This window comes from Streptomyces sp. NPDC029138, from assembly GCF_055564375.1.
Map to the genome: position 1 here is coordinate 126,675 of NZ_JBVHWM010000007.1, position 24,447 is coordinate 151,121.

14 protein-coding genes and 1 pseudogene are annotated in these 24,447 nt (G+C 69.5%); 7 read left to right on the top strand and 8 right to left on the bottom strand.

Going from position 1 to position 24,447, the window contains the following annotated elements:
• Nucleotides 1-221 precede the first annotated feature (221 nt).
• Together ACZ4WH_RS10040 and ACZ4WH_RS10045 are read right to left on the bottom strand one after the other, a co-directional pair.
• The gene (locus ACZ4WH_RS10040; protein ID WP_468178549.1) at nt 222-1,298 is read right to left on the bottom strand and encodes a glycerophosphodiester phosphodiesterase family protein; all 1,077 of its coding nucleotides are present in this window, start codon (nt 1,296-1,298) and stop codon (nt 222-224) included.
• Nucleotides 1,299-1,337: 39 nt separating this feature from the next.
• Nucleotides 1,338-2,558, bottom strand: coding sequence for an alkaline phosphatase (locus ACZ4WH_RS10045; RefSeq protein ID WP_468178551.1), 1,221 nt, complete (start codon nt 2,556-2,558; stop codon nt 1,338-1,340).
• An 898-nt stretch (nt 2,559-3,456) separates the two neighbouring features.
• Here ACZ4WH_RS10045 and ACZ4WH_RS10050 point away from each other — a divergent pair.
• Both ACZ4WH_RS10050 and ACZ4WH_RS10055 read left to right on the top strand, forming a co-directional pair.
• A complete protein-coding gene (locus ACZ4WH_RS10050; protein WP_468178554.1) occupies nt 3,457-6,168 on the top strand; it encodes an outer membrane protein assembly factor BamB family protein in 2,712 nt (903 codons plus the stop codon).
• A gap of 138 nt (nt 6,169-6,306) precedes the next feature.
• Nucleotides 6,307-7,197 (top strand): AraC family transcriptional regulator, encoded by an 891-nt coding sequence (locus ACZ4WH_RS10055; protein WP_468178556.1) that lies wholly within the window; start codon nt 6,307-6,309, stop codon nt 7,195-7,197.
• Nucleotides 7,198-7,242: 45 nt separating this feature from the next.
• Here the strand turns inward: ACZ4WH_RS10055 and ACZ4WH_RS10060 are convergent, their stop codons facing one another.
• Both ACZ4WH_RS10060 and ACZ4WH_RS10065 read right to left on the bottom strand, forming a co-directional pair.
• Nucleotides 7,243-8,022, bottom strand: a complete 780-nt coding sequence (locus ACZ4WH_RS10060) for an alpha/beta fold hydrolase (RefSeq protein WP_468178558.1) — start codon at nt 8,020-8,022, stop codon at nt 7,243-7,245.
• A 153-nt stretch (nt 8,023-8,175) separates the two neighbouring features.
• A complete protein-coding gene (locus tag ACZ4WH_RS10065) occupies nt 8,176-8,340 on the bottom strand; it encodes a hypothetical protein (RefSeq protein ID WP_468178560.1) in 165 nt (54 codons plus the stop codon).
• 435 nt (nt 8,341-8,775) lie between these two features.
• On the opposite strand from ACZ4WH_RS10065, the pseudogene ACZ4WH_RS10070 reads away from it, so the two are divergent.
• Nucleotides 8,776-8,982, top strand: a pseudogene (locus ACZ4WH_RS10070) (helix-turn-helix domain-containing protein); the annotation flags it as partial.
• 112 nt (nt 8,983-9,094) lie between these two features.
• On the opposite strand, the gene ACZ4WH_RS10075 reads toward ACZ4WH_RS10070, so the two are convergent.
• Nucleotides 9,095-9,883, bottom strand: a complete 789-nt coding sequence (locus ACZ4WH_RS10075) for a helix-turn-helix domain-containing protein (protein WP_468178562.1) — start codon at nt 9,881-9,883, stop codon at nt 9,095-9,097.
• 763 nt (nt 9,884-10,646) lie between these two features.
• On the opposite strand from ACZ4WH_RS10075, the gene ACZ4WH_RS10080 reads away from it, so the two are divergent.
• Entirely contained in the window at nt 10,647-12,179 is a 1,533-nt protein-coding gene (locus tag ACZ4WH_RS10080; protein WP_468178564.1) for an SMI1/KNR4 family protein, read from the top strand.
• Between the two features lie 21 nt (nt 12,180-12,200).
• Here ACZ4WH_RS10080 and ACZ4WH_RS10085 read toward each other — a convergent pair whose 3' ends face one another.
• A complete protein-coding gene (locus ACZ4WH_RS10085) occupies nt 12,201-13,037 on the bottom strand; it encodes an alpha/beta hydrolase (protein WP_468178566.1) in 837 nt (278 codons plus the stop codon).
• A gap of 566 nt (nt 13,038-13,603) precedes the next feature.
• On the opposite strand from ACZ4WH_RS10085, the gene ACZ4WH_RS10090 reads away from it, so the two are divergent.
• Nucleotides 13,604-15,529: an N-acetylmuramoyl-L-alanine amidase gene (locus tag ACZ4WH_RS10090; protein WP_468178568.1), complete on the top strand. Its 1,926-nt coding sequence runs from the start codon at nt 13,604-13,606 to the stop codon at nt 15,527-15,529.
• A gap of 287 nt (nt 15,530-15,816) precedes the next feature.
• On the opposite strand, the gene ACZ4WH_RS10095 is transcribed toward ACZ4WH_RS10090, so the two are convergent.
• A complete protein-coding gene (locus ACZ4WH_RS10095; RefSeq protein ID WP_468178570.1) occupies nt 15,817-18,132 on the bottom strand; it encodes a hypothetical protein in 2,316 nt (771 codons plus the stop codon).
• 112 nt (nt 18,133-18,244) lie between these two features.
• Between ACZ4WH_RS10095 and ACZ4WH_RS10100 the strand changes: the two genes are divergently transcribed.
• Nucleotides 18,245-19,474, top strand: a complete 1,230-nt coding sequence (locus ACZ4WH_RS10100) for an SUKH-4 family immunity protein (RefSeq protein ID WP_468178572.1) — start codon at nt 18,245-18,247, stop codon at nt 19,472-19,474.
• 94 nt (nt 19,475-19,568) lie between these two features.
• On the opposite strand, the gene ACZ4WH_RS10105 is transcribed toward ACZ4WH_RS10100, so the two are convergent.
• Nucleotides 19,569-21,635 carry a SpoIIE family protein phosphatase gene (locus ACZ4WH_RS10105; protein ID WP_468178574.1) on the bottom strand — a complete coding sequence of 689 codons (2,067 nt, stop codon included), beginning with the start codon at nt 21,633-21,635 and terminating at the stop codon, nt 19,569-19,571.
• A 249-nt stretch (nt 21,636-21,884) separates the two neighbouring features.
• On the opposite strand from ACZ4WH_RS10105, the gene ACZ4WH_RS10110 reads away from it, so the two are divergent.
• Nucleotides 21,885-24,356, top strand: a complete 2,472-nt coding sequence (locus ACZ4WH_RS10110; protein ID WP_468178576.1) for a SpoIIE family protein phosphatase — start codon at nt 21,885-21,887, stop codon at nt 24,354-24,356.
• Nucleotides 24,357-24,447 lie beyond the last annotated feature (91 nt).

Here is a 24,447-nt window from a genome sequence, read left to right on the forward strand (position 1 = left end):
TCACGACGGGCGCGGTGGTCATGGCCGACGCCGGCCCCGCACCCTGCGGCGTCGACTGAGCCCGGTCCCGTCGGCCGACGCGGCACGCGTGGGCGTCCGGACGCCCGGCAAAGCGAGGGCGGTGAGCCCCAGGGCGGCGCGCCCCGGGGCCAAAACGCACACGCCCCCGGAGCTGAAGAACGTGCTCCGGGGGATGGCTGTGCGGCGTGGGCCGCGGGGCGTCAGTCCTTCGGCTCGTAGGCCTTCGGCAGGCGCATGCCGCGCTCGGCCATGATGTCCCGGACGCGGTTCGGGTAGTTGGTGATGATGCCGTCGATGCCCATGTCCATGAGGGCCTCGATGGTGGCGGGGTCGTCACAGGTCCACGGGACGACCTTCAAGCCGCGCTTGTGGGCCTCGGAGACCATCTCGCGGTCGACGTAGAACTTGAAGTCCGGGTTCGAGACGACGCCGTCCTGCGGGAAGCCGTAGACCGGGGAGAGCGCGGTCACGCCGGGGATGGCGGACGCTGCCTTGACGAAGTCGCCGTCGTAGTCGTCGGCGTCGATGCCGCCGAGCCACGGGGAGGCGCCGGGCTTTCCGACCTGGAGGAAGTCGTAGTTGGTCAGCGCCACCAGGGGGTACTTCGGCGCGAGCTTGTGCATCTCCTTCAGGGCGCCCCAGTCGAAGGACTGGATGGTGACCTGGTCCTCGATGCCGGAGGCGTGGATCTCCTCGTACACGCGGCGCACGAACAGCGCGCGCGGCGCGGTCTGTTCGGGTGCGCCGGCCTCGACCTTGGTCTCGATGTTGAGCTTGATCTGTCGCGCGTTGTAGCTCTTGACCAGGTTCAGGACGTCCTTCAGCTCCACCATCCGGTGGCCCTTGATCTGTTCCTGCTCGGGGAAGCCAGGCAGCTGCTGGTAACCGCAGTCCATGGTCTTGATCTGGGCCAGCGTCAGGTCCTTGATGTACTTACCGACGTACGGGTACATCGGGTCGCCCGGCGTGACCGGCGCGGTGTCCTTGCACTTCTGGGCGCTGATCTGGCGGTCGTGGTTGACGACGACCTTCTGGTCCTTGGTGATGTGGGTGTCCAGCTCCAGGGTGGTCACACCGAGGCGCATGGCCTTGCCGAAGCCCTCCAGGGACTCTTCGGTGGTCATGCCGATGCCACCGCGGTGGGCCTCCAGATCGAAGTGTGTCTTCTGGGGGAGCACCGTGGGCTGGGGATCTGCGGGGGCCGCCTGGGCGGCGGTCGCCGGGACGGCGAGCACGGGCACGACGGCCAGTGCGGCGAAAACATGCCGGAGGGACACTTCAAGCCTCGTATTACTCGGGACGATCCGGTCAGCCGGTCAGTGGCGAGGGGCCAGGACCTGAGACAGGACGTCGTGAACGTGGGTGTTGGCGTGCTTGCCGGTGAACCGGCTCGCGAGCGGGCCGGCGGCCGTGACCGGAACGTCGACACTGGTGTGGCCGGAAGTCGTCCAGTCGATCGTGAACGTCCGGTCGCTGCCGTGAATCGTGAACGGGCCGTCCTCGGCGGAGACACCAGTGCCGGATTCGTCGGCCGTGTCGTTCTCCTCGACCGCCAGGCCGCCGGTCTCGTGGTCGCCGGTGACGACGAGGAGGGTGTCCGGGTGAGTCGCCTGGTAGGCGCGGGCGACGGCGACAGCCTTCTCCAGCTGCTGCATCGACTCCAGGACACGCGTGCCGTTGTTGCTGTGCGCGAACTCGTCGACACCTTCTTCCTCGACCATGAGGAAGAAGCCCTTCTTGTTCTTGTCCAGCGTGTTCAGTGCCTTGCTGGTCATCGTGGCGAGGTCGACGGCCGGATCGTACACGTCGCCCTGGCCCTCGGGGCGCTGCTGGAACATCTCCTCGTTGCTGAAGAGACCGAGCAACTTGCCCTGAGGTGCCTTGTTCAGTTCCTTCGCGCCGGTGACGTACGTGTAGCCGGAGCGCTTGGCCTGGGCGATCAGGTTGCCCTTCGTGCCGCGGCTGCCCTCGCTGGTGTCTTCGGCGGGCTTGTCGGGGAAGGCACCCGCGGTGCCGGCCGGCAGCCACCAGTCCTCGCCGCCGCCCAGGATCACGTCCGGCTTGCTGACTTCGAGGTACTGGCGGGCGATCTCGTCCTGCTTGCCGCGGTCGGCGGTGTTGGCGAAGAAGGCCGCCGGCGAGGCGTCGGTGACCTGCGCGGTGGTCACCAGGCCGGTGGTCTTGCCCGCCGCCTTGGCCTGCGCCCCGAGCGTGGGGAGCGGGTTGCCCTCGGTGTCGACGCTGATTGCGCCGTTGTACGTCTTTTCGCCCGTGGCCCATGCGGTGGCGGCTGCCGCGGAGTCCGTGACCACGGCCTTGGGGTCGTCCGGTGTGGTCGTCAGCTGACCGGACACGGGGAGACGATCCATCGTCAGCCGGCCCCGCAGGCCGGCGAGATGCAGCCGTGCCGCCTCACGTGCGGCGGCACCCATGCCGTCGCCGTTGATGAAGATGACGTTCTTCGCGGTGGGGGCCTTCGCCTTCGCCGTGCTCTGCGGAGCACTGGCGGACGCGCCCGGCGTGGGGTTGAGCACCATGGTTGCCACCACGGCCGCGGACGCCGCTGCCACAGGAGCCCCCCATCGCACACCACGCACGTTTCTGTTCACAAAGCTCTCCCATGGGCATCGCAAAGTTCTTCCTTTGCAATCTAATGGGGTGGTGATCGATCACAGCCGAACCGCAAGTGACGTGTGGGCCAACAGTCCGCGTCCGCCCGCGCCTCTTGACCGCCTCATGCCTGTCCATGGCTGGTGCCATGACCGTGGTGTACCGGGGACGGGAGGTGCAGGCCGGTCAGGTCGCGCCTGACGACGATGTTGCGGTCGGAAACGTTGTGCGCGCCGAACCGCACCGAACGGGCCTGCGCCCTGGAAGGTGAGTGCCAGGAACATGAACTTCCGTGCCACGCTCGCCGGGAACCCGGCGAAAGCGCGAATGCCGGCGCGGGCCCGGCCTCCTACCGCGCCGCGACCCGCGTTTGATGACTTCACGCGGTGATTCGCACATTCCGGGGAAGGCCTTGAACCCGCGTGGTGGTCGGTGATTCACCGCCGAGCGAAAGCGTCACTGCCGGATAAACGAACCCGTCGTCGACCTCGGCCGCACCGGACGCCGTAGGCGCTGCCGGAGCCGTTGAATGACGTGTTGCTGTGCACTTCCAGGTTCTCGTACCGCTGGGACATACGATCTGGCGGATACGTGCTGGGCGCCGCCACTGCTTGCTTCCTCGATTCCTGGGGAATCACGTCTGATTCCGCCGCCACGCACCTGCGAACCCTCAGCCGCGGATTTCCGAAAAACGGCCGCACCCGTCTCGGTTCTTGTACGCCGGAGACCGTATGTCGCGCCCTGAAGGTGGACGTCTGGCCCTGCGGGGTGCCTCTATGCTCTCGATCGCAAGATCAACAAAAGGATCGAGAGGTGTTTTCCCTCATGTCCATACCCCGCATACCCGCCCGCGCCGGGCGAGGGCGGGTGCGTGCGCTCGTGGCTGGGCTGGTGATGGCCGGACTCACGGTGGCCATCCCCGACACCGCCGCGGCGGCGACGGCCGCATCGTCCACGACCGCTGTGACCCCGGTGGCGCCGACGGCATCCGCGTCCGACTGGCCGTACGCCGGTGGCGACCTCGGCGACACGCACAACGCGCCCGCCGAGCACGCCATCGGCACTGACAACGTTGCCAACCTGAAGCCCAAGTGGACCTTCACCACGGGGGACAGCGTTTCGGCCACGCCGACCGTGGTGGACGGCTACGTGTACGCACCGGACTGGGCAGGCAACCTCTACAAGGTGCAGGCGACGACCGGTCAGAAGATGTGGAGCCACCGGATCGGCGACTACACCGGGATCACGGGCGACATCTCACGGCTCAGCCCCGCGTACTGGAACGGCGAGATCGTCACCGGCTCGGGGGAGCAGCGCAGCAACAGCACGGACGGCGCGTTCCTCTTCGGGATCGACGCCCTGACCGGCACCAGGCTCTGGAAGACCCAGATCGACGCGGACCCGGCCGCCATCGTGACGTCGTCGCCCGTCATCGCCGACGGTGTCGTCTACGTCGGCGTGTCGTCCAAGGCGGAGAAGTTCGCTCCGCCGTACACGTTCCGCGGCAGTGTCGTCGCCCTGGACGCCGTCACCGGAGAGAGGCTCTGGAAGACCTATGTGGTGCCCCAGGGCTACACCGGCGGCGCCGTGTGGGGCAGCAACCCGGTGGTCGACGAGAAGACCGGGCTGGTGTACGTCGGAACGGGCAACAACTACACGGTGCCGCCCGGCGTCTGCACCTCCCCCGACGAGACCGACTGCGATCCCGGGGCGGAGGACAACTACCAGGACTCCATCGTCGCCTTCGACATGCACACCGGCGAGATCGCCTGGGCCACCAAGACCCTGACCGCCGACACCTGGACGGTCGGCCAGCGGTTCGGTGACGACTTCGACTTCGGCTCCGGGCCCAACCTCTTCACCACCACGGTCGACGGCAGGACCACCGACCTGCTCGGCATCGGTCAGAAGAGCGGCGTCTACTGGACGCTCGACCCGGCCACCGGAAAGATCGTCTGGGCCACGGCGGTCGGCCCCGGCGGCAACCTCGGTGGCCTCCAGTGGGGCACCGCGGTCGACGGCAAGCGCATCTACGTCGCCAACACCAACACCAACCACCTGCCTGTGAAGCTCACGTCCGCGACCGGGCAGACATCGACCACCACGGGTGGTTTCTGGGCCGCGCTCGAACCCGCCACCGGAAAGATCCTCTGGGAGACCGCGACGCCGGACTCGGCGGCTCCCATGTCCTTCGTGTCCAGCGCGAACGGCGTCGTGTACGGCGGATCCACGAACCCGACCGGCAACAACATGTACGCCCTCGACGCCGCGACCGGCGCCATCAAGTGGGGCTTCCCCAGCGGGGGTGCGGTCCTCGGCGGCGCGTCGATCGTGGACGGCTCGGTGTACTGGGGCTCCGGATACCACACCCAGAACCTGGGCCCGTTCTTCCCGTCCAAGGGTGACAACAACAAGCTCTACGCGTTCTCCCTGCCGCAGACCCTCCCGCAGACGGTCTACGTCTCGCCGACCGCCGTCGCCTCCGCAGCGAACACCAGCTGTAGCACCCCGGCGTTCAGATCGATCAACGCGGCGATCAAGGGCGTGGCCGCCGGCGGTCGAGTCGTCGTCTGCGACGGCACGTTCCACGAGGACGTCGCGGTCGACAAGCCGCTCGACCTCGAAGCCCGGGCCAACGTCACCATCGACGCCACCAACCTGATCAACGGCATCGAGATAAGCGCCCCCGACGTCACGGTGACCGGCTTCACCGTGAAGAACGCCGTCGGCGAGGGGATCCTGGTCAACAGTGTGAAGAACGCGACCATCGCGAACACCATCGTCCAGAGCAACAACACCGGTACCGGGCCGAACGCCGTCGCGAACTCCTACCCGTCGTGCCGGCGGGCGCAGGGCCGGCCCGGTGACTGTGGCGGAGGCATCCACCTGCTGGGCAGCTCCGCCGCCACCGTGCAGGCCGGAACCGTCAGCGGCAACAGCACCGGAATCCTCGTCAGCGACGAGACCGGTCCCGCGTCGGGCAGCACCTTCTCGGCGAACTCCGTACACGGCAACGCCCTGGGATCCGGCTTCACCCTGGTCTCCCGCAACGCCGCGGCAGCTCCTGGTGGCGTGCGCGACCCCGGCGCCGGCGGCGTCTTCGGCAACAGCATCAGCAACAACAACGTGTTCGACAACGGACTTGAGGCGGGCGGCGGCGGAGTCACGCTCGCGTCCGCTGTAGCCGGCGGCGCGGTCCACACCAACACCGTGCAGAGCAACGTCATCACCGGCAACGGCTGGGCGGCTGTCGTCGTACACGGCAGTGCGTCCGGCCTGGACCTGGGCGGCAACATCGTCAGCAACAACCAGATCGGCACCAACAATGCCGTCGGGGACACCGAGACGGGTACCACGGACGATCCGCAGACCACGGGCGTCCTCGTGAGCACCGTGGACCCGATGTCCATCCAGATCACCGGAAACACGATCTCCAACAACGTTTTCGGCATCTGCACGTACGGCCCGGTCACGGCGGCCGGCGCCGCCGGCGCCAACACCTTCAGCAACGTCACCACCCCGGTGTCGGCTCACTAGACCCGCCCCTCCCACCGCACCGGCGTGCTGTGGAACACAACCGCGCCGCGTCCTGCCGTAGACCGACTCGGCAGGACGCGCGCCCGTTGTCGACCCCGCTGTAGTGCCCACGAAGGCACCGACCGACAGGGCTTGAGGATGGAACCCCTACAGGAGCTGCGTACGCTCATTCTCGAACGTTGCGGGGACGGCGGCGGCAAGGCCGTCGCGATCGCGGACGGCGTGAGCGTCGCAGTCGTGGACGAGCCGACGCCTCCGGTCGTCGCCGCTAGGCTCGGGCCGACCCTGGCGATCGTGGCTCAGGGCACCATGCGTACGGTGCTCAATGGCGAACCGTACGAGTACGGCGCCGGCAAGTACCTGGTCGCCCCGCTCGACCTGCCGTCCACCAGCCAGGTCGTCCAGGCCGATCCTGACGAACCGCTCGCGGTCTTCGTCATGGACATCCAGCCACGGGCCGTCGCATCGCTGCTGCCCGAAACGAGCGACGCCGTCAGGTCACCCGCCGGCGAGGGACTTTTCGCCAGGGACGTCACGCCGAAGCTGCTCGACCCTGTTGTGCGACTGGTACGGGCCGCCCGCTGCCCGGACGATCTGCGGGTCCTCGGCCCGTCGTATCAGCGGGAGATCCTGTGGCGGCTGCTCACCGAGGACCGAGGCGCGCTCACGCGGCACATCGCCCAGGCCGACAGCGGCCTCCCACACATCGCCCGGGCCATCGGCTGGATCCGCGAGCACTACCATGAGCCGCTGAGAGTCGCCGATCTCGCCCGGCTCGCCGGCATGAGCCCTTCCTCCTTCCACCGGCGCTTCCGCGCGGCAACGTCCGCGACACCGCTCCAGTTCCAGAAGACCATAAGACTTCAGACCGCCCGCACACTTCTGTGGACCCGTTCGGAGAGCGTCGCGGAGATCGCTCACCGCGTCGGCTACGCGAGCACGTCCCAATTCAATCGGGAGTACCGGAAGATGTTCGGAATCTCTCCGGGGCGTGACACACCGCGACATGGTTCCCCTGAGCCGACCTGAGCCTTGTTGTGGACGGCGGCGTACGCCCGGTGTGACCGCCGTGTGTCAGCTGTTGGCCGCGGCTGCCAGAACGAGTCCGGCGATCGCTTCCGGGTGCGTCACCAGCGACAGGTGGCCGGCGTCGACCTCGATGGTCGTGGCGTTCATGCGCCGGGCCATGAAGCGCTCCAGGTCGGGATTGATGGTGCGGTCGTTCTTCGAGACCGCGTACCAGGTGGGCTTCTGGTGCCAGGCGGCGACGCTCGTCGTGGGCGGCTTGGTCGACAGCGGTCCCTGGGCCGCGTAGAGCACGAGGGCCTCCTTCCTGGGCACGCCGTTGGCGAAGTCCTCAAGAAATGCCTGCCGGCCGATGAACTTGAAGCCGCCCGAGGTGATGATCCCGGAAGTGACCGGAGGAGTGGGGAACTTCGCGGAGAGCGCGGCGAAGTCCTCGCCGGCCTCCGGGGCACGGGCGGCGACGTAGACGAGCCCGGTGACGTTCGGAGCCAGCCCGGCCTCGGAGATGACGGTGCCTCCGTAGGAGTGCGCGACCAGGACCGTGGGTCCGTCCTGGCGAGCCAGCGCGAAGTTCGTGACGGCGACATCGTCAGCGAGGGAAGTGAGCGGGTTCTGCACCGCGGTGACGTTCATTCCCGCCGCCTGTAGCAGTGGGATCACCTTCGCCCAGGAAGAGCCGTCCGCGTAAGCACCGTGGACGAGCACGACATTGCGAACCGCCGGCTTGCGTCGACGAGTTGCCGCCTGGGCGGACGGGACTCCGGCGAGTGTTGTTGCCGCTGCGGCTCCCGCACCCAGCATGGAAAAGTTGCGACGACTGATTGCCATTGCTGCCTTCTTTCTGCACCGCGGTCATTGTCCGCAAGCGTGGCCGCGACCGTGAACCCGTTCACACGGGGCCCCGCTTGCTCCAAGTCTGGCTGTCGGTGCCACCGTAGACCGAGCGTCTGTGTGATTCCGTCGTGCTTGGGGGTCTGTTCGTCAGCCCATCGTCCCGTGGTCCATCGGCGGCATGGCGCTGCCGTGGTCCATCGGCGGCGTGCCGCCGTCGCCGGTGGCCGGCTTTCCCGGGTTGTTCATCATCTTCAGCATCATCTTCTGCAAGGTGAGCACCTGCGGGGGCATGACGACGATGGGACGCATCATGCCCGCCACACTTCGCTCACTCGACGCCGGTCTCGTGACTGCGCTGGTCCCAGACCTCTACGATCACTCAGGCCGTATCAGGGAAAGTCGGCGAGATGGGGGCGTGGTCATGGGTGCACTCAAACGGGCGTTTTGGGCGGTCGACCGCTCGTTGGGGGGCGATCGGCCGCCCGTGTCGCCACGTGGGCGGTTCCTGCGCCATCCGGTGCTCTGCGGGCTCGCTGGCGCCCTCTTCTCCGGCGGCCTCTGTGCCTTGACTATCGGGAGGTTGGACCGGCAGGTCGCCCTCTTCTGCTTGGCCATGGGTGTGTTTTGGGGCCTTCTTGTCATAGGCGAACGGAAGCGTTTGGACCACTACGGCTACCCATGGAGAAAGGGGCGCGACGACTGAAGGGTTACGTCGGAGCCTCTGGTCAGGGGTGAGATGATCTTGGCGTGGCTGGTGTGATCACGGCGTCGGAGCCCTCCTGGTCAGCCCCGTTCACCAGGCTGAGCCCGCGGCAGTTCGGCAAGCTGATCACCGCGCTTCGGCGTGAGGGTGCGGATCCGGTGCGCAAGGGCCGGCCGCGGAGCCTGCCGCTGGAGGACCGGGTGCTGCTGGTTGCCGCGTACTGGCGGACGAACCTGACACTGCGCCAACTGGTGGACGACGGCGGCACGGTGCTGCCACTCCCGGTAACCAGGTACGACAGAGACCGCGGCCTCCCAGGAGGCCGCGGTCTCTGTCGTACCTGGACTTCGCTTCTTCAGGGCATCAGTGAGCGAGCGAACTCGGTGTTTCGCCGAACTGCCGCTTGAAGGCCCGGCTGAAATGACTCACATCGGCGAAGTGCCATCGAGCTGCTACGGCGGAGACGGTGTATCTCCCGCTCAGTGTGATGAGTTCTTCGCGCGCTCGCTCCAGACGGCGCCGCCGCACATATGCCATCAGGGATTCATCGGCATCGGCGAACGCTCGGTGCAATGTGCGAACAGAGACCGACAGGACCCTTGCTATTTCGGCGGGACACAGATGCGGGTCCAGGAGGCGGGCCTCCACGCAGTTGCGGGCAGCTGTGCGGAGCGACGGGCGGAACGCTGAGTCGGCGGAAACCCCACGGGCCATAAGTGTGCCGGCCAGCAACTGCACCACGGACTGCTGAGCGGCGCGGACGCCTGCCGGACTCAAATCGCCGAGTGTCTCGCGGATCAGATGAAGCTGCCCCAGCAGGAGTCGCGCCTCGGGGGTGTTCTGGGAGACGAGCGCGAGAGTCGGCAACTGGTCGAGTCCTGCGTCGGCCAGTGTTTCGGACGGCAGCAGCAGCACCTGCGCCCGTGTGCCGGGCCGGTAGGAGAACTCCCGCGGCACCTGTGCATCCCGTGCACACAGCATGCCCGGTGTGACCTGAACTGTGCGACCTGCCTCGGTGAGACTCAGTCCGCCAGTTCGCACGATGTGAACCACGGTGCATCGCTGCGTGGCCCGCTTCATGCCTATGATGCCTTCCACCGCGTCGCCGTATTGTTCACTGACGGCGATGTCCCCGATCGTTGAGGGATCCACCCAGCACCGGTAATGGCCTGTCGTGTACTGCCTGGGGACTCGCAAGGAGAGCACTTGCCAAGGGCGGGCTTCGTTCAGGCTCCGCCATCGCCGCCTCAACAACTCGTCCCGTTGGGCATGAGCCAGTGCAACCTGGATATGCATTCGAGCGGAACCAGAATGAGACGGTGAGCCAGCACCCGAGATGTCCGACATAGTCACAATCGGAAGTGTAGAGGATCACCTGAGCGCGATTACGTGCCGGGAAACCGCAGCGTCAGCCGGCCAAGGCCACGACGGCCGCCTGACGCCGACGCCGAGCCGCTGAAGCGACGCCGTACGAAGCGAGCGGGACGGAGCCGAGCATGACCGTCTCGTGGGAGCGGGGAAGGCCAACAAAGTCGGCAGTATCGTGCAAGCGGGTAGCAGGATCGGTCTCACCGCCGCACGCGACAGCCTGATGGAATTGGTCCCCGAGGGCGGGACCTGTTCCTCGGCTCCGGAGACCCCGGCAGCCGCGTCAGCCTCATGGGGTGTCGGCGGACCCGGCTGGGGCAGGCAGGTCAGGATCGGCGGCCAAAGCCCGGGGTTCAGAATCGAACTGCTCCATGAGAGCCCGCGGTTCGACGGCCCGGGGCACAGCACCGTGTTCAAGGCCGGTCGGCCCGACGCACGGGTCCGCGTGTGGAACCCGCAGACCGTCACCGGGCAGAACATCGACGTGCGCGCGGCCGCGGACATCACATCGCGGTGGCCAAGGCAAACATCCAGAGGAACACACACCGTGCAACCGATCTTTGCTGATTTCACCACCGTCCCGGCGAAGCTGGGTCATGTGACATTGCGGCATGAACACTGCTCGCAGGTCGAGAGCTACCTCGCACTGGACACTGACGGTTTCGTCGAGTTGGGCTTTCACCTGCGGATCGAGGAGGTCGCCGACAGCGCCGTCCTGACCGTCACCGCCTCGGTCGCCCCAGGCTGGGATCCCTGGGGATTCGCTCTCCTTGACGTCGTGGTCAACGGCGTGACCCTCTTCACCGCGTTCCCCGTACCCGACATGGAAGACCCGGCGGACATGCGGCTCAGTGTCCCCACGGACCGGCTGGTGCCCGGCTCCAACACGGTGCGCCTGGAATACTCGTCGGAGTCGACAAGGCACCCTCTGGTGCGCCGGATCACCCTCGATGCCCCGAGAGAGCACGGCCGGTCGCTGCGGGCCATCTCCGACGAGGACCAGCCGCCCTCCGTCCTCGTGTTCGGAACTCAGTGGCGGGCCGACGCCGGCGCCTGGCAGGACGACAAGCCGCTGTTGGCCCACCTCGACCGCGGCCGTCCGACGAAGCTGCCGCAGTTGTCCTGGCGCGGCGAGGACGGTGGGGAGGCGTCCGTCGCCCTCCATTCCGAGGCCGCTCTCGCCGCCCCGTTCGCCGGGGTCGTCCCCGAGATCCCGGCTGAGCCGACGCGCCCGGCCGAGCCGCCAAGGGCTGCTCCCGCCCGCCCCACCACCTCTCCTGTCACCAGCCTGACCACCGGAGAACTCGGCACAGTCGACGGCTGGCGGGCCTTCCTCGCCGAGTACAGTGCCGACTTCCTGCGCGTCGCCGACGAGAACGAACGCTCCATCGTCGATGAGAAGCAGCAGGCGCGGGGCCGGCTGGGGTACGAGGGCGCCTCCGAGGCGGACATCGCAGCCCTGGAGCAGCGACTGGGCACCGCACTGCCGCCCGACTACCGTGCGTTCCTCGGCGCCTCCGACGGCTGGTGCAAGCTTGGCTCGTCCATGGGGGAGATGCGGACCACCCAGGACATCGACTGGCTCCGTAACGCGGAGGAGGACATCGTCGACGTTCTCATGGAGGACGACGAAGAACTCGGCGCGCTCGTGGAACGGTCGCTGCTGATCTCCCGCGAAGGCGATTCCCAGTTCTGGTTCCTCGACCCGCACGCCGTCTCGCCGGACGGCGCGTGGGCCGCGTACACCTGGTCGAGTGGAGGCCTTCTCAGCGATGCGCACCCGTCGTTCGCCGCGCTCGTGGTCGAACAACGCCGGGCATGGGAAGCCGAGTGCCGCCGTGCCGGCCGCCCGGTCCGCTCCGAAGGGGTGGATGAGTCGCTCACCGAGGGACGGGCCCTGGCGCCGCGCGGCGAGGCCGACGCCGCGCTGGTCCTGTTCGGCCGGCGCGGCGTCGACCGCGAGGCCTTCGTCCCGCCCGTCCTTCCCCAGCCCCCCGCCTTCCGCCAGATCATCACGCCGCGCCGGGCACGCCTGATCGCCCTCACACCCAGGGGTCAGGCGCACTGGCCCGGCAACTGAGACCCGGCAGGAGTGACGGTGTCAGCCAACGGAGCGGGCCGCTGTGGTGATGACCTTGGCTACGGCGTCGGGGTGCGAGATCAGGGTGAGGTGTGACCCGCCTCGGAAGACGGTCGTCTTCGCGTGGGCGCGACGAGCCATGCGCTCTTCCGACTGCGGGGTGATGATCCGGTCGCCTGAACTGATGAAGTACCAGGACGGGATCGTCTTCCAGGCCGCGTGCTTCGACGGCGTGTTGAACGCGGCCGTCGAGGCGGCTCGCTGCGTCGCCCACAGGTTTTCGGCCTGGTTGGTGGGCAGATCACTCGCGAAGTCCTTCACGAAGATGCGCTTCTTGAGGTACAGGTTCTTCCCGCCGGACGGCGCCCCAGGGTAGGCCGCGGTGTCGAACAGCGTGTTGGGCGGCGCGTTCAGCGCCGAGTTGGAGCCGCTCAGGGATCCGTTCGTCTCACCGACGGCGGGCGCGGCGGCGTCCACGTAGACCAGGGCCTTGACGTTCTTGGCCTCCGCGGCGGCGTTGGTGATGACACTGCCCCCGTAGGAGTGCCCGACGAGCACCACCGGACCCTGCACCGTCTTGAGGAAGTCGGCAACCGTCTGTGAGTCGGTGGTCAGGTTCTGGAGGGGATTGGCGATGGCACGTACCTGGTACCCCGCGCCTCGGAGGATCTTGAGTTCGCCGTTCCAGCTGGAGGCGTCGGCCCAGGCGCCGTGGACCAGCACGATGGTGGGTTTGGAGGCGGTTGGGGAGGCTGCCGCCGACAGGCCCACAGCGTGTGTCGGGACGAGTGCGGAGACGGCGAACGAGATGCCGGCCGCGGCAGCAGCCGCGTAGCGAAGCGAGTGCGTTCGGTGCATACCCATACCCCACAGATCTCAGGCGGGAGATGACCGCGACACTGGTTACGGGAGGAGCGATGACCTGCTACGTGGTGTCATCCGAAATCCTCGGGCACCGGCGGCCAGAGGGCCTGGCACTGCGCGGCCCTCACGCCCAATGTGCCATGCGCCGCACCGCCTCGCATCCGGAGTGGGTCGGCCACGGTGGCCCGCGCTGATCGTGCTCCGCACAGATGCGGCCCGGCATGTGTGCCGCGCCGGCTGGTGAGCTGCTCCAGCAGCATGTCCGAACTGTCTGAATCCTCAGTCAGTCCGAAGTCACTTGCCGGAAGACCAGCGCCAACAAGTTGAACTTCCCTGCCACACCAGGTGCGGTGGCTTTCCGCCTGCTGTCCGAAACGGTGTGCTGGCTTCCGTCCGCAGCGGCTTCCGGTCCATGCAACCGGGCCGTGTCAGCGACTCAGGACATGTCGGACGAGGTCGTTTCAGCTCACCTCTGGCGGTCCGTTCCCTGTCGCTCAACTCTTGCCCGGGTGACGTGAGTCCGTCACCCCCGATTCGGAAACTTGATGACAAACAAATCAATGTCACGCCGGAAGCACGCCTCCCGGCGGCGCCCCATCGTGTTCGGAGCGGCCGCCATGGTGATGGCGGGAGCCATTGCCGTTCCGGTGGTGGCGCAGGCGTCCGCACACACCCCTCCAGCAGACACAGCACTTCAGCGTGCGTTCGCGACGGCATCCGCCGAGTACGAGGTGCCCCAGTCGGTCTTGATGGCGGTGGCCTACCAGCAGACGGCATGGGAGGCCCACGAGGGCCGCCACAGCACCTCCGGCGGTTTCGGCCCCATGCATCTGACCGCCGTCACACCCGACATGGTGTCCGGCGGCCCCGCCGGCATGGCCGGCCGAGCCGAGGCCACGGAGCTGGCCAAGGGAGCGGCCCGGCACACACTCCAGGCCGCGGCGAAGCTGACGGGTCTGACGACCGAGAAACTGCGCGACGACCCCGCGACGAACATCCGCGGTGGCGCCGCCCTGCTGGCCTCGTACCAGAAGCAGTTGAACGGCAGCACGTCCGACGACCCGGATGACTGGTACGGCGCCGTGGCCCGCTACAGCCAGTCCACAGAGCGCCGGGGCGCGACCGCGTTCGCCGACCGGGTCTTCGCCACCATGAAGAAGGGCGCCACCCGCAGGACGGCCGACGGCCAGAGCGTCGAGCTCGACGCCGATCCCACGGTCGATCCGGTCACCTCGCAGGTGAACAGACTCAAGCTGGCCACGGCCACGGTGGCGGACACGGAATGCCCCCCAACGGTCGACTGCACCTTTGTCCCGGCCAGCCCCAAGAACGGCCAGGTGTCCGACCGGCCCGCGAACGGTGTCCGGATCGACCGGATCGTCATCCACGACACCGAATCGCCCTACGACTCGGCCATCGCCACCTTCCAGGACCCGTTGAGCAGCGCTGCCGCGCATTATGTGATGCGGTCCTCGGACGGTGCGGTGACCCAGATGGTGCCCACGAAGGACCTGGGCTTCCACGCGGGCAACTACTCCACCAACCTGCACTCGATCGGCATCGAACACGAGGGCTACGCCGCGCACGGTGCGACCTGGTACTCCGAGACCCAGTACCAGGCCACCGCCGATCTGGTGAAGTACCTCGCGAACCGGTACGACATTCCGCTCGACCGGCAGCACATCATCGGTCACGACAACGTTCTCGCCCCGGCCGACCGGTTCACCAACGACCAGCATTGGGACCCGGGACCGTCCTGGGACTGGGAGCGCTTCATGGCCCTGCTGGGCGCGCCGCTGGAGGGCCGGCACGGCGTCGCGGACATCGGTTCCGCCGTGACCATCGCGCCTGGCTTCTCCGCCAACCGGCAGACCATGCAGCTCTGCCCGCAGGACGACGGCAGTGGCGCCACGGAAGAGTGCACCACGGTGCGCCAGGCGTCGAACTTCGTCTACCTGCGCACCGAGCCCCGTGCGGACGCTCCGCTCTTCGGTGAGCAGTCGATTCATCCCGGAGCTGCCGGCACCGACCGGATCAGTGACTGGGGCAGCACCGCCCAGGCCGGTCAGCAGTTCGTCGTCGCCGACAAGAAGGGCGACTGGACCGCGATCTGGTTCAGCGGCGGCAAGGTGTGGTTCCACAACCCGCACGGGGCCAACACGATCCCCGCGCGAGACGTCACGATCGTCGAACCCGCCGTCTCCGGCCCGGTGAAGGTCTACGGCACCAGCTACCCGGACGCCGCCGAGTACCCCACCGGCCTCTCACCGTCCACCCAGGCCCCGCTGAGCATGTACGACATCCCCGCCGGCCAGGCCTACGTGTCCACTGCGGCACCGGCCCTGACGGACGACTTCTTCCCCTCCAGCGGCACAGTCGTCTTCGGCGCCAAGAAGATGTACACCATCCAGTACAGCCACAAGACCGCACTGATCTACGCCGCCGACGTGACCGCCAAGAGTCGCCTGCCCCACCCCGGCCACTGAGCGGTCAGTGAGCGAGCCACCGCAGAGCAGGGCCCGCCCTGGCCTCGACGGTGTCCGCCCACCAGCGCACGATGCCTCCGGCGACTGTGCCGTCGGAGGCATCCGCATGAGAGCTTCGCCCAGTCTCCTGATCCGGCCCGGGCGAACGACTACGACAGCTTCGCCGAGGCGTACCCACGCTTCTGGCGGAGCGCGGGCCGTGCCGGCTCTGCGGAGGACCGTTGCGACCAGGGCAGCCAGGTCCCCCCCCCCGACACCCAGCACCCCACACCGGGCAGGTAGCCGCGTCACCCGTCGGTCGGGCTCTTCGGGAGCCAGTCACCGAAGATTTCCGGGAGACGGTTCAGGTCGTCGGCTGTGATCGTGACGAGGCGGAGGCCGTGGTGGTGGGCCAGTTCCCGTTTGCGCGTGACCTTCGCCGCGTACGCCTCCTGCGTCATGAGACCCAGCGCCTCGACGAACGTGCCGTCCGCCAGGCGCCAGTCCGCGCGCAGGCCGGTCGTGTTGAGTTCCGGGTGGCGCGGGTAGGCGGGCTCCGGCTCGTGGGCCACGCCCCAGTGGTGGAAGAAGTCGTCCACGTGCCGCTCGAACAGGGAACGGCACAGGTGCCCGTCGGTGGCCCTGGTCGCCGTACCCATCGAGGTGCGGACCCCGTCCGTGAGGAGTCCCGCGTGGCCCAGCCACTCCGTCCAGGTGCGGGCCGGGCGCGCCGGTCGTGCGCTCAGCAGCGCGGAGTCGGGGCGCGGCAGCAGGAAACGGCAGAGCATCACCTCGTCGACCAGGCCGGCGTCCTCGAACGGTAGGCAGACACGGTCGAGTTGGGCGAGGGACGGCGGCCCGGAGAACTCGATCTCCGCGAGCCGGCGCAGCGCGTACACGATCGCCTCCGTCCACGCGCCGTCCGCGCCGGTGTCCCGCAGCACCCCGTTGCGCGCGAGGGCGCAGCAGCCGTGGCAGTAGAAGAGCCCCGGGCGTGCCGACTGGGCGGAGCGCCCGCAGAGCCGGCACGGACCGCGCTCCGCCAGGTCCACGGGGGCCCCGAACAGCGACTCCAGGGCGCGCCGGTAGTACGGGTTCTCCGCCGCGTCGTCGACGAGCGGCGGCAGCGTGCTCCCGGCCCTCGCGGCGGCTGTCCCCTCGCCGTCCGGCTTCGCGTTCAGCCAGCGGCGGTGGGGCTCCGGGATCAGCCGCTGTACGGCGGCCGTCACCCGGCTGGGGCGGCTGACCGGGCTGATCTCGCCCGCCGTGAACGCGGCCCGGAAGTTGTGCCGTTCCACCTCCTCGGGCGGCGCGCCCCAGGTCACGAGCAGCGGCCGGACTCCGTGCCGGCGCAGCAGCACCGTCAACGCCTCGGCGAGCGGCGCGGCGTACACGGTGAGCGTCCCCGAGTCCGGGTCGAACCAGCCGGCTTCGGGAAGCGCGTCCCGTGACACCCCCGGCTTCGACAGCCGGATCGACCACCTGCCCCGGCCCACGACGACCACCGCGTCCGGGAAGCCGCCGAGAGCCGCCAGGTCCTCGGGCGCGTCCACGTCCACGCCGTGCGCGCGCAACGCGTCGAGCGCCTCGGCGCGCAGCCGCTCGTCGACGAGGGTGAGCGGACCGTCCGGCTCGTGGTACTGCCCGACCTCCACGCCGGACTCGTCCAGGACGAGGGTCCGGGTGTGGTGAAAGACGGACCGGGTGACGGCACGCAGGTCGCGGAAACCGTGCGCCGCGTTCCGGTACGTCTCCCAGGCCTCCAGGAGCGGGCGTGCCTCGGCGTCCCGGCGGCGCCGCGCGCGGTCCCGCTCGGTCTCCCGGCCCCAGGCCCCGCCGGCGGCCCGATGGCTCAGGCCGGTCCGCAGCCGGATGGCGAGCCGCTCGGCCAGCGCCCGGCGCAGGCCCCACTCGACACCGGCCGGGGTCGGCTCCTTCTCCGTGTCCTGGCCCACGTCCGTTCTCGGCTGATGCTCCGCCAGGTAGGCGTCCACGAGGGCGCGTACGGTCTGACGCTCGGGCAGCAGGACCCGTACCGAACCGACCGCGTACCCGAAGGCCTTCTGCTCCGCCCACGACACCAGCTCGTCGCGGCTGGGCTCCCAGTCCGTGTTCTCCTCGTCCCCGCCGTTCCCGTCGTTCCCGCCGTCCTCGTCTTCGTAGAAGTCGTCGTCGTAGAACTCGTCGTCGAAACGGCTGTCGCTTTCGAGGTCGTACAGCTCGATCCATCCGTGACAGCCGACGGGCGTCCCGGTCTCCTCGGTGAGCCTGCGGATGCTCTCACTCGTGATGTACAGCGCGCTGCTGTAGAGGTAGCCCATGTGCCGGTCGAGAACGGACCCGCCGTGCCCGGGCGGGGCGGCGACCGAGATCGCACGGGAGTCGTAGTCGTTGTCGGGCCGGGGGACGAGATTCACGCGTATCGGTATGACGGCGCCGGACTTCGCGTTGCGAGGTGCCGGCCTGACGTTCTCCTTCCGCAACAGGCTCAGGACGAACGCGCGCAGGGCGGGAACGGAGTCGTCGAAGACCGCGAACCCCGGGCTGTAGTCCTTGGCCGGATCGCCCGGGATCATGAGCAGACCGGCGTCGGAGGCGTACTGGATCGCGTCTCGGCTCGACATGCACGGATTATGTCAAAGGCATATGCACCTTGGCGCCGCCTGCCTCACCCTCCGTTGTCAGTGGCGACTCCTATGGTGGAGGAGTCGCTCGAACTCAGCACACGGGGGAGACATGTCCGAGACCAGCGTCGTCATGCCGGAGCACGCGCCGCATCCGTCGATCGTCCATGAGCCGACCCGCCGCGTCCTGGCCCCGGGGGAGCGGCTGGACGGTCACGGTCTGGTCAGCTTCCGCCCGTTCACCGGGCCGTCGCTGCTGACGGTCCATGACCATGTGACCGTGCTGGGCGGTGACCCGGAGGAACTCGATCCGGACCTCGCCGGACTGCTGCTGATCGGCCGTCTGATCGTGGAGGGGGACGAGGACGGCGAGGAGGTCGTCCTCGACCCTGTCACCGGGCGTGTGTTCAGCATGTGGCTCTACGTCAAGTCGCCGGACGGCGCGGAGCTGTTCCCGTTGGCTCCGTCGGTCGGCGCGCTGACCCGCTTCCTGGCCGCGGTGGACGAGTTCCGGGGGCTGCGCGGCAGGTTCGCCGGCTTGGCCGGGAGGACGGGCCCTGAGGCGGTGCGGGACGCGGAAGGGCTGCTGATCGCGGTGTTCGCCGAGGAGGAGTGGGGCGAGGAGGGCTGGGGCCCGGCCGGCCCGCGGTCCGAGTGGGACCGGCCGATACCGGCGTTCTGGAGGATCGCCGCGGTGATACGCCCGCTCGCCCTGATCGCCGGGCCCGGGCGGGGGCTGGCCCTGGACCTGCCGGAAGGTCTGCTGGAGGGGGTGTTCGGCGCCGAGGGGATGGTGCGGCTCACCGACGACCAGCTGCCCTCGGCCCTCAGTCACACCCCGACCCGCCGTTTCCTGACCGAAGTGGGCCTGCCCCGCGACGGGTACATGTTCTACGGGCCCGAAGCGGAACCGCTGGTCACGCTGCCGGAGGACTGGGCCGAGTCGCAGAGCGACCCCCGGCACGCCCACCTGTGGGACGGCGGCGAACAACTGCCTCCGGACGCGGAGCACTTGCTGGTGCTCGGCGGGCTGGTCCACGACTTCGACCTGCTGATCGACGGCCGGACCGGTGCCCTGTTCCACACGGAGCTGGGTGCCGGTCATGTCGTCCCGGTCAACGCCGACATCTCCACCCTGGCCTTCACGCTCTGGCTGCACCAGCGGGAGCAGACCCTGGACAAGGAGCACGAGTTCACCCAGGACTTCTACCACCCGCTCGCCGACACCATGATCGAGGTGCTGGCCTCGGTCGACCCGGTGGCCTGCGTCCCCGCCGCGGGCCCGGACGACTACCGGTACTGGCCGGAGGTCTTCCACGACGAGGCGGGAGGCGTGCTCTGACAGAAGGCGTCCCGGTCTCGCCGGGGGCATCGCGATCCGGACCGCCCGGCCGGGCAGGCCCGCACCTCCTCGCTGGACTGCATTGGCACGGTGGCTACACGGCACGGGCGACGAGAAGGGCGACGTCGTCGTGGTCGTCGGGGTGCCGCAGGCCGTACAGCAGGAGGTCGCAGGTCTCCTCCAGGGGCCGCTCGGGCGCGTCGAGGAAGCCGAGCAGGGTGTTCAGCCGGTCGTCGATCGGGTGCTGCCGGGTCTCGACGAGGCCGTCGGTGTAGAGCACGAGCAGGTCGCCGGGCCCGAGTTCGGCCGTGGCGGTCTCGAACCGGACGCCGCCGACGCCGAGCGGGACACCGGAGGGCAGGTCGAGCAGGGTCGGGGCCCCGCCGGCGGGGGCCAGGGCGGGCGGCATGTGTCCCGCGTTGGCTATCCGGCACTGTCGTGTGTGCGGGTCGAACACGACGTAGAGACACGTCACGATGTAGTGCTCCAGATCGCAGGTGATCTTGTCCAGGTGCTGGAGCACCTCGCCCGGCTCCAGGTCCAGGTCCGCGTACGCGCAGGTGGCGGTGCGCAGCCGGCCCATCGTGGCGGCGGCGTCGATGCCGTTGCCCATCACGTCCCCGACGACCAGGGCGGTCTTGTCGCCGGTCAGGGGGATGACGTCGTACCAGTCGCCGCCCACCTCGCTGGTGGCCTGCGCCGGCTGGTAGCGGGAGGCCAGCTCCAGGCCGGTGTGGTGCGGCGGATGGTCGGGCAGCAGGCTGCGCTGGAGGGTCAGGGCGGTGTTGCGCACGCTCTGGAACCAGCGGGCGTTGTCGATGGCGATGGCGGCACGGCTGGCCAGCTCGCCGGCCAGGACGACGTCGTCCTCGTCGAACGGGAGCGGATTGCGGGTGCGCTTGAGGTCGAGCGCGCCCAGCACCTCGCCGTGGGCGATCAGCGGCACGGCGAGATACGAGTGGACACCGGAGCGCGCGAGCAGCGCGGCGGCCTCGGCGTCCCGGGCGATCCGCGACAGATCGCGTGCGCCGACGTGCCGCACCAGGACCGACCGCCCGGTGTGCACGCACAGCGTCACGAGGCGGTCACCGTCGTAGGAGGCGAGGTCGCCGGGGGAGTCGGCGGCGCACAGCGCCACGGTGGGGTGGGCCGCCTTGAGGGCGAGGGCGCGGAACAGTTCCGGGCCGCCCGCCGGCTCGCTCACGCGGCGGCAGGCCAGAGCGGAGTCGAGTATGTCCACGGCGACCACGTCGGCGAGTTCTCGGCTGGCGATCTCGGCCAGCTCGGCGGCGGTCCGCTCGACCTCCAGGGTGGTGCCCACGCGGGTGGAGGCGTCGGCGATCAGTGCCAGCCGGCGCCGGGCCCGGTCCGCCTCGGCCGCCGCGCGGTGCCGTTCGGTGACGTCGACGACCGACGTGGCCGCGCCGAGCACCCGCCCGCAGGGGTCCTCCAGGCGGTAGAACGACAGGGACCAGGCGTGCTCGTGGTCGGGGTCGGAGCGGGGCCGCCCCACGTGGTACTGGTCGAGCAGCGGGGTGCCGGTGGTGAGCACCTGCCGCAGCGCGGACTCGACGGTCTCGACGTCGGGGAACGGCAGGGTCTCGCGCAGCCGGCGGCCGAGGTGGTCCTCTGCGGGGATGCCGTCGATCCGCTCCAGCGCCGGGTTGACCAGCAGATACCGCAGATCGGGGTCCATGAGGGCGAGACCGATCGGGGACTGGTTGATCAGCCGCTCGCACAGGGCGAGGTCGGTCTCGACGCGCTGGAGCAGGCTGTGGTCGGCGGCGAGCCCGAGGGCGTAGACGTCCCCGAGGTCGTCGAGCAGCCGCATGTTGCGGAACTCCATCAGGCGTGTGCTGCCGTCCTTGTGCCGGACGGGGAACGCGCCGGCCCAGCTCCGGCCCGTCTCCATGACCTCGGCGAACAGCTTGACGACCGCTTGCAGATGCTCGGGGTGGATGATCAGGCGGGCCGCCGGCCTGCCGAGCGCCTCGCCCGCGGAGTAGCCGAACAGCTCCTCGGCCTGCGGGGTCCAGAACACGATGCGCCCGTCGGTGTCGAGGACCAGCGCGGCCACGCTGAGCACGTCCAGCAGGCTGGTCCGCTGGGGCGTCCCGGAGTCGTACGGATCATCGTCGGACGGGAAGGATTCGGCTGTCATCCCTGAGCCTCCTGTACCGGCCGAGCGGCGCCCGGCCCAGGCCCCGGTCCCCGGCCAGGCCCGCTTCCTTCCATGCTCCCTCCGGTCCTCCGCCAGGGCGACACAGCCCCGTGAAGCCCCGGTCACCGTCACGGAACCCGGTCAGGGAACGGCCGCCGCGCACCCCCGTCGATCAAGCCCCGCCCCGCCCTCCGGACCGTGCGCATCAGCCGGTCAAGCAGGACGATAGTCATGTAAAGGACGGAGCCTATGGATTCTGTGCGTGACGGCTCAGATCCCGCCGCATCCGCCGTGTCCGCCGACGCGCGCGGCCTCCTCGACGCGTCCACCGACGCGGCCGTCGTGCTCTCCGGCCGTGGCATCGTGCTCGGTTGGACCCGGGGTGCCGAGGAGCTGCTCGGCTACCGGGCGCCGGAGGTCGTCGGCCGGTCCGCCGCGCGTCTGTCGGCGATGCCCGAGGACCCCGTACGCGTCGCCGGGATCGCCGAGCGGTGCCGGGCCGGCATGGGATGGAGCGGCCTCATCCCCGTGCGGCACCGCGACGGCCGCCGGATCGAGGTCGACCTGAGGGTGTCCGCCGTCTTCCGCATCGGGGACCACGAGTGCTTTCTGCTCTCGGCGCGCGAGCGGCGGCAGCGGTGGACGGTGGGCGAGTCCGTCCTCGACGGGTTCCTGACCCGTTCGCCGGTCGGCATGGCGGTGGTGGACCGGCAGCTGCGCTACGTGTGGCTGAACGACACCCTGGAACGTCTGGGCGGTGTGCCCCGGGAGCAGCGGCTGGGGCGCCGGATGAGCGAGCTGCTGCCCGGGTTGCAGACGGCCACCCTCGAAGGGCTGATGCGGAAGGTCCTGGAGACCGGGGTCCCGGTCACCGACTACGAGTACGTGGGATGGAGCTGGTCCGACCCGCACCGCCAGCATGCCTACTCCACCTCCTTCTTCCCCCTGGTGGACGCGGACGAGTCGGTCACCGGCGTCTGCTACATGGTTCTGGACGTCACCGAGCGGTGGAACGCCCGCCAGCTGCTGTCGCTGGTCAACGAGGCGGGCGCCAGCATCGGCAGGACGCTGGACGTGCTGCGCACGGCCCAGGAGCTGGCCGACTTCGCCGTGCCGCGCCTCGCGGACTTCGTCGTCGTCGACCTCCTGGAACCCGTCCTCAGCACGGCGGGGCACGGGGCGTGGCTGACCGACGCGGGACCGGCGTCGGCGCGGCCGGTGATGCGCCGCGCCGGGATGAGTTCGGTGCGGGAGGGCTGCCCGGAGGCCGTGGCGCGGATCGGTGAGCGGGTGGACTTCCTCCCTCCGCCGCGCGACCCCGGCATGCTCATCAGGGGCGAGCCGACGCTCGTCCCGGTGCTCGACCCGACCGACGAACTCTGGATCGCGGAACAGCCGGACCGGGTCGGCAGCATCGAGGAGTTCGGGCTGCACTCCCTCATCTCCGTGCCGATGCGGGCCCGGAACACCGTCCTCGGCCTCACCACCTTCGTCCGCTCGGTCAACCCCGTCTCGTTCCGGCCCGACGACGTGCTGGTGGCCCAGGAACTCGTGGCGCGGGCGGCACTGTGCGTCGACAACGCCCGCCGTTACACCCGGGAGCACACGGCGGCCGTCATGCTCCAGCGCAGTCTGCTGCCCCAGGCCCTCAGCGGCGGCACCGCGCTGGAGGTGGCCTCGCACTATCTGCCCGCGGACCCGACGGGCGGGGTCGGCGGCGACTGGTTCGACGTGATCCCGCTGTCCGGCGCCCGCGTGGGCCTCGTGATCGGCGACGTGGTCGGCCACGGCATCACCGCCGCGGCGGCGATGGGCCGGCTGCGCACCGCCGTACAGACCCTCGCCGACATGGAGATGCCGCCCGACGACCTGCTGGCCCATCTCGACGACCTCGTGCTCCGGCTCAGCGAGGAGGAGACCACCGGCGAGGCGGCCGACGACGGCGCGAGCGCGTTCCTCGGAGCGACCTGCCTGTACGCCGTCTACGACCCCGTCACCCGGCGGTGCACGATGGCCCGGGCCGGCCATCCGCCGCCCGTCCTCGTCACACCGGACGGACACGTCGACTTCCCCACACCGCCCGCCGGTCCGCCGCTCGGGCTGGGCGGGATCGGATTCGAGGCCGGCGAGATCGAACTGCCCCCGGACAGCCTCTTCGGCCTCTACACCAACGGCCTGATCGAGGCGACCGACCACGACATGGAGCTGGGCATGGCCCGGCTCGGCGAGGCCCTGGCCCGGCCCGGCACCGACCTGGACACCCTGTGCCGGAGCGCCGTCCAGCGCCTCGTGTCCGGCCCCCAGTCCGACGACATCGCCCTGCTCCTGGCCCGTACCCACGCCGTACGGCCCGACGACGTCGCCTCGTGGGACGTCTCCCCGGACCCGGCCGCCGTCGCCGACGTCCGGGGCCGTGCCGCCCGCCAGGTGGAGGCATGGGGCTTCGGGGAGCTGGCCATGACGACGGAACTGATCGTCAGCGAGCTGGTCACCAACGCGATCCGCTACGCCGCCGCGCCGATCCGCCTGCGCCTCCTCCGCGACACCCGCCTGACCTGCGAGGTCGCCGACGGCAGCAGCACCGCCCCACGGCTGCGGCACGCCCGCAGCACGGACGAGGGCGGCCGGGGCCTGTTCCTGGTGGCCCAGCTGGCCCATCGCTGGGGAGCCCGGTACACACCCGACGGGAAGATCATCTGGGCGGAACAGGAAATTCCGTGAGCGGGACTCCACAGCGGGAGCCCGGCCCCGGTGGCCCGTCATCAGGTGCCGGCCGACCGGGTGACGCCGCATCCCCCGATTCCTACGCTCG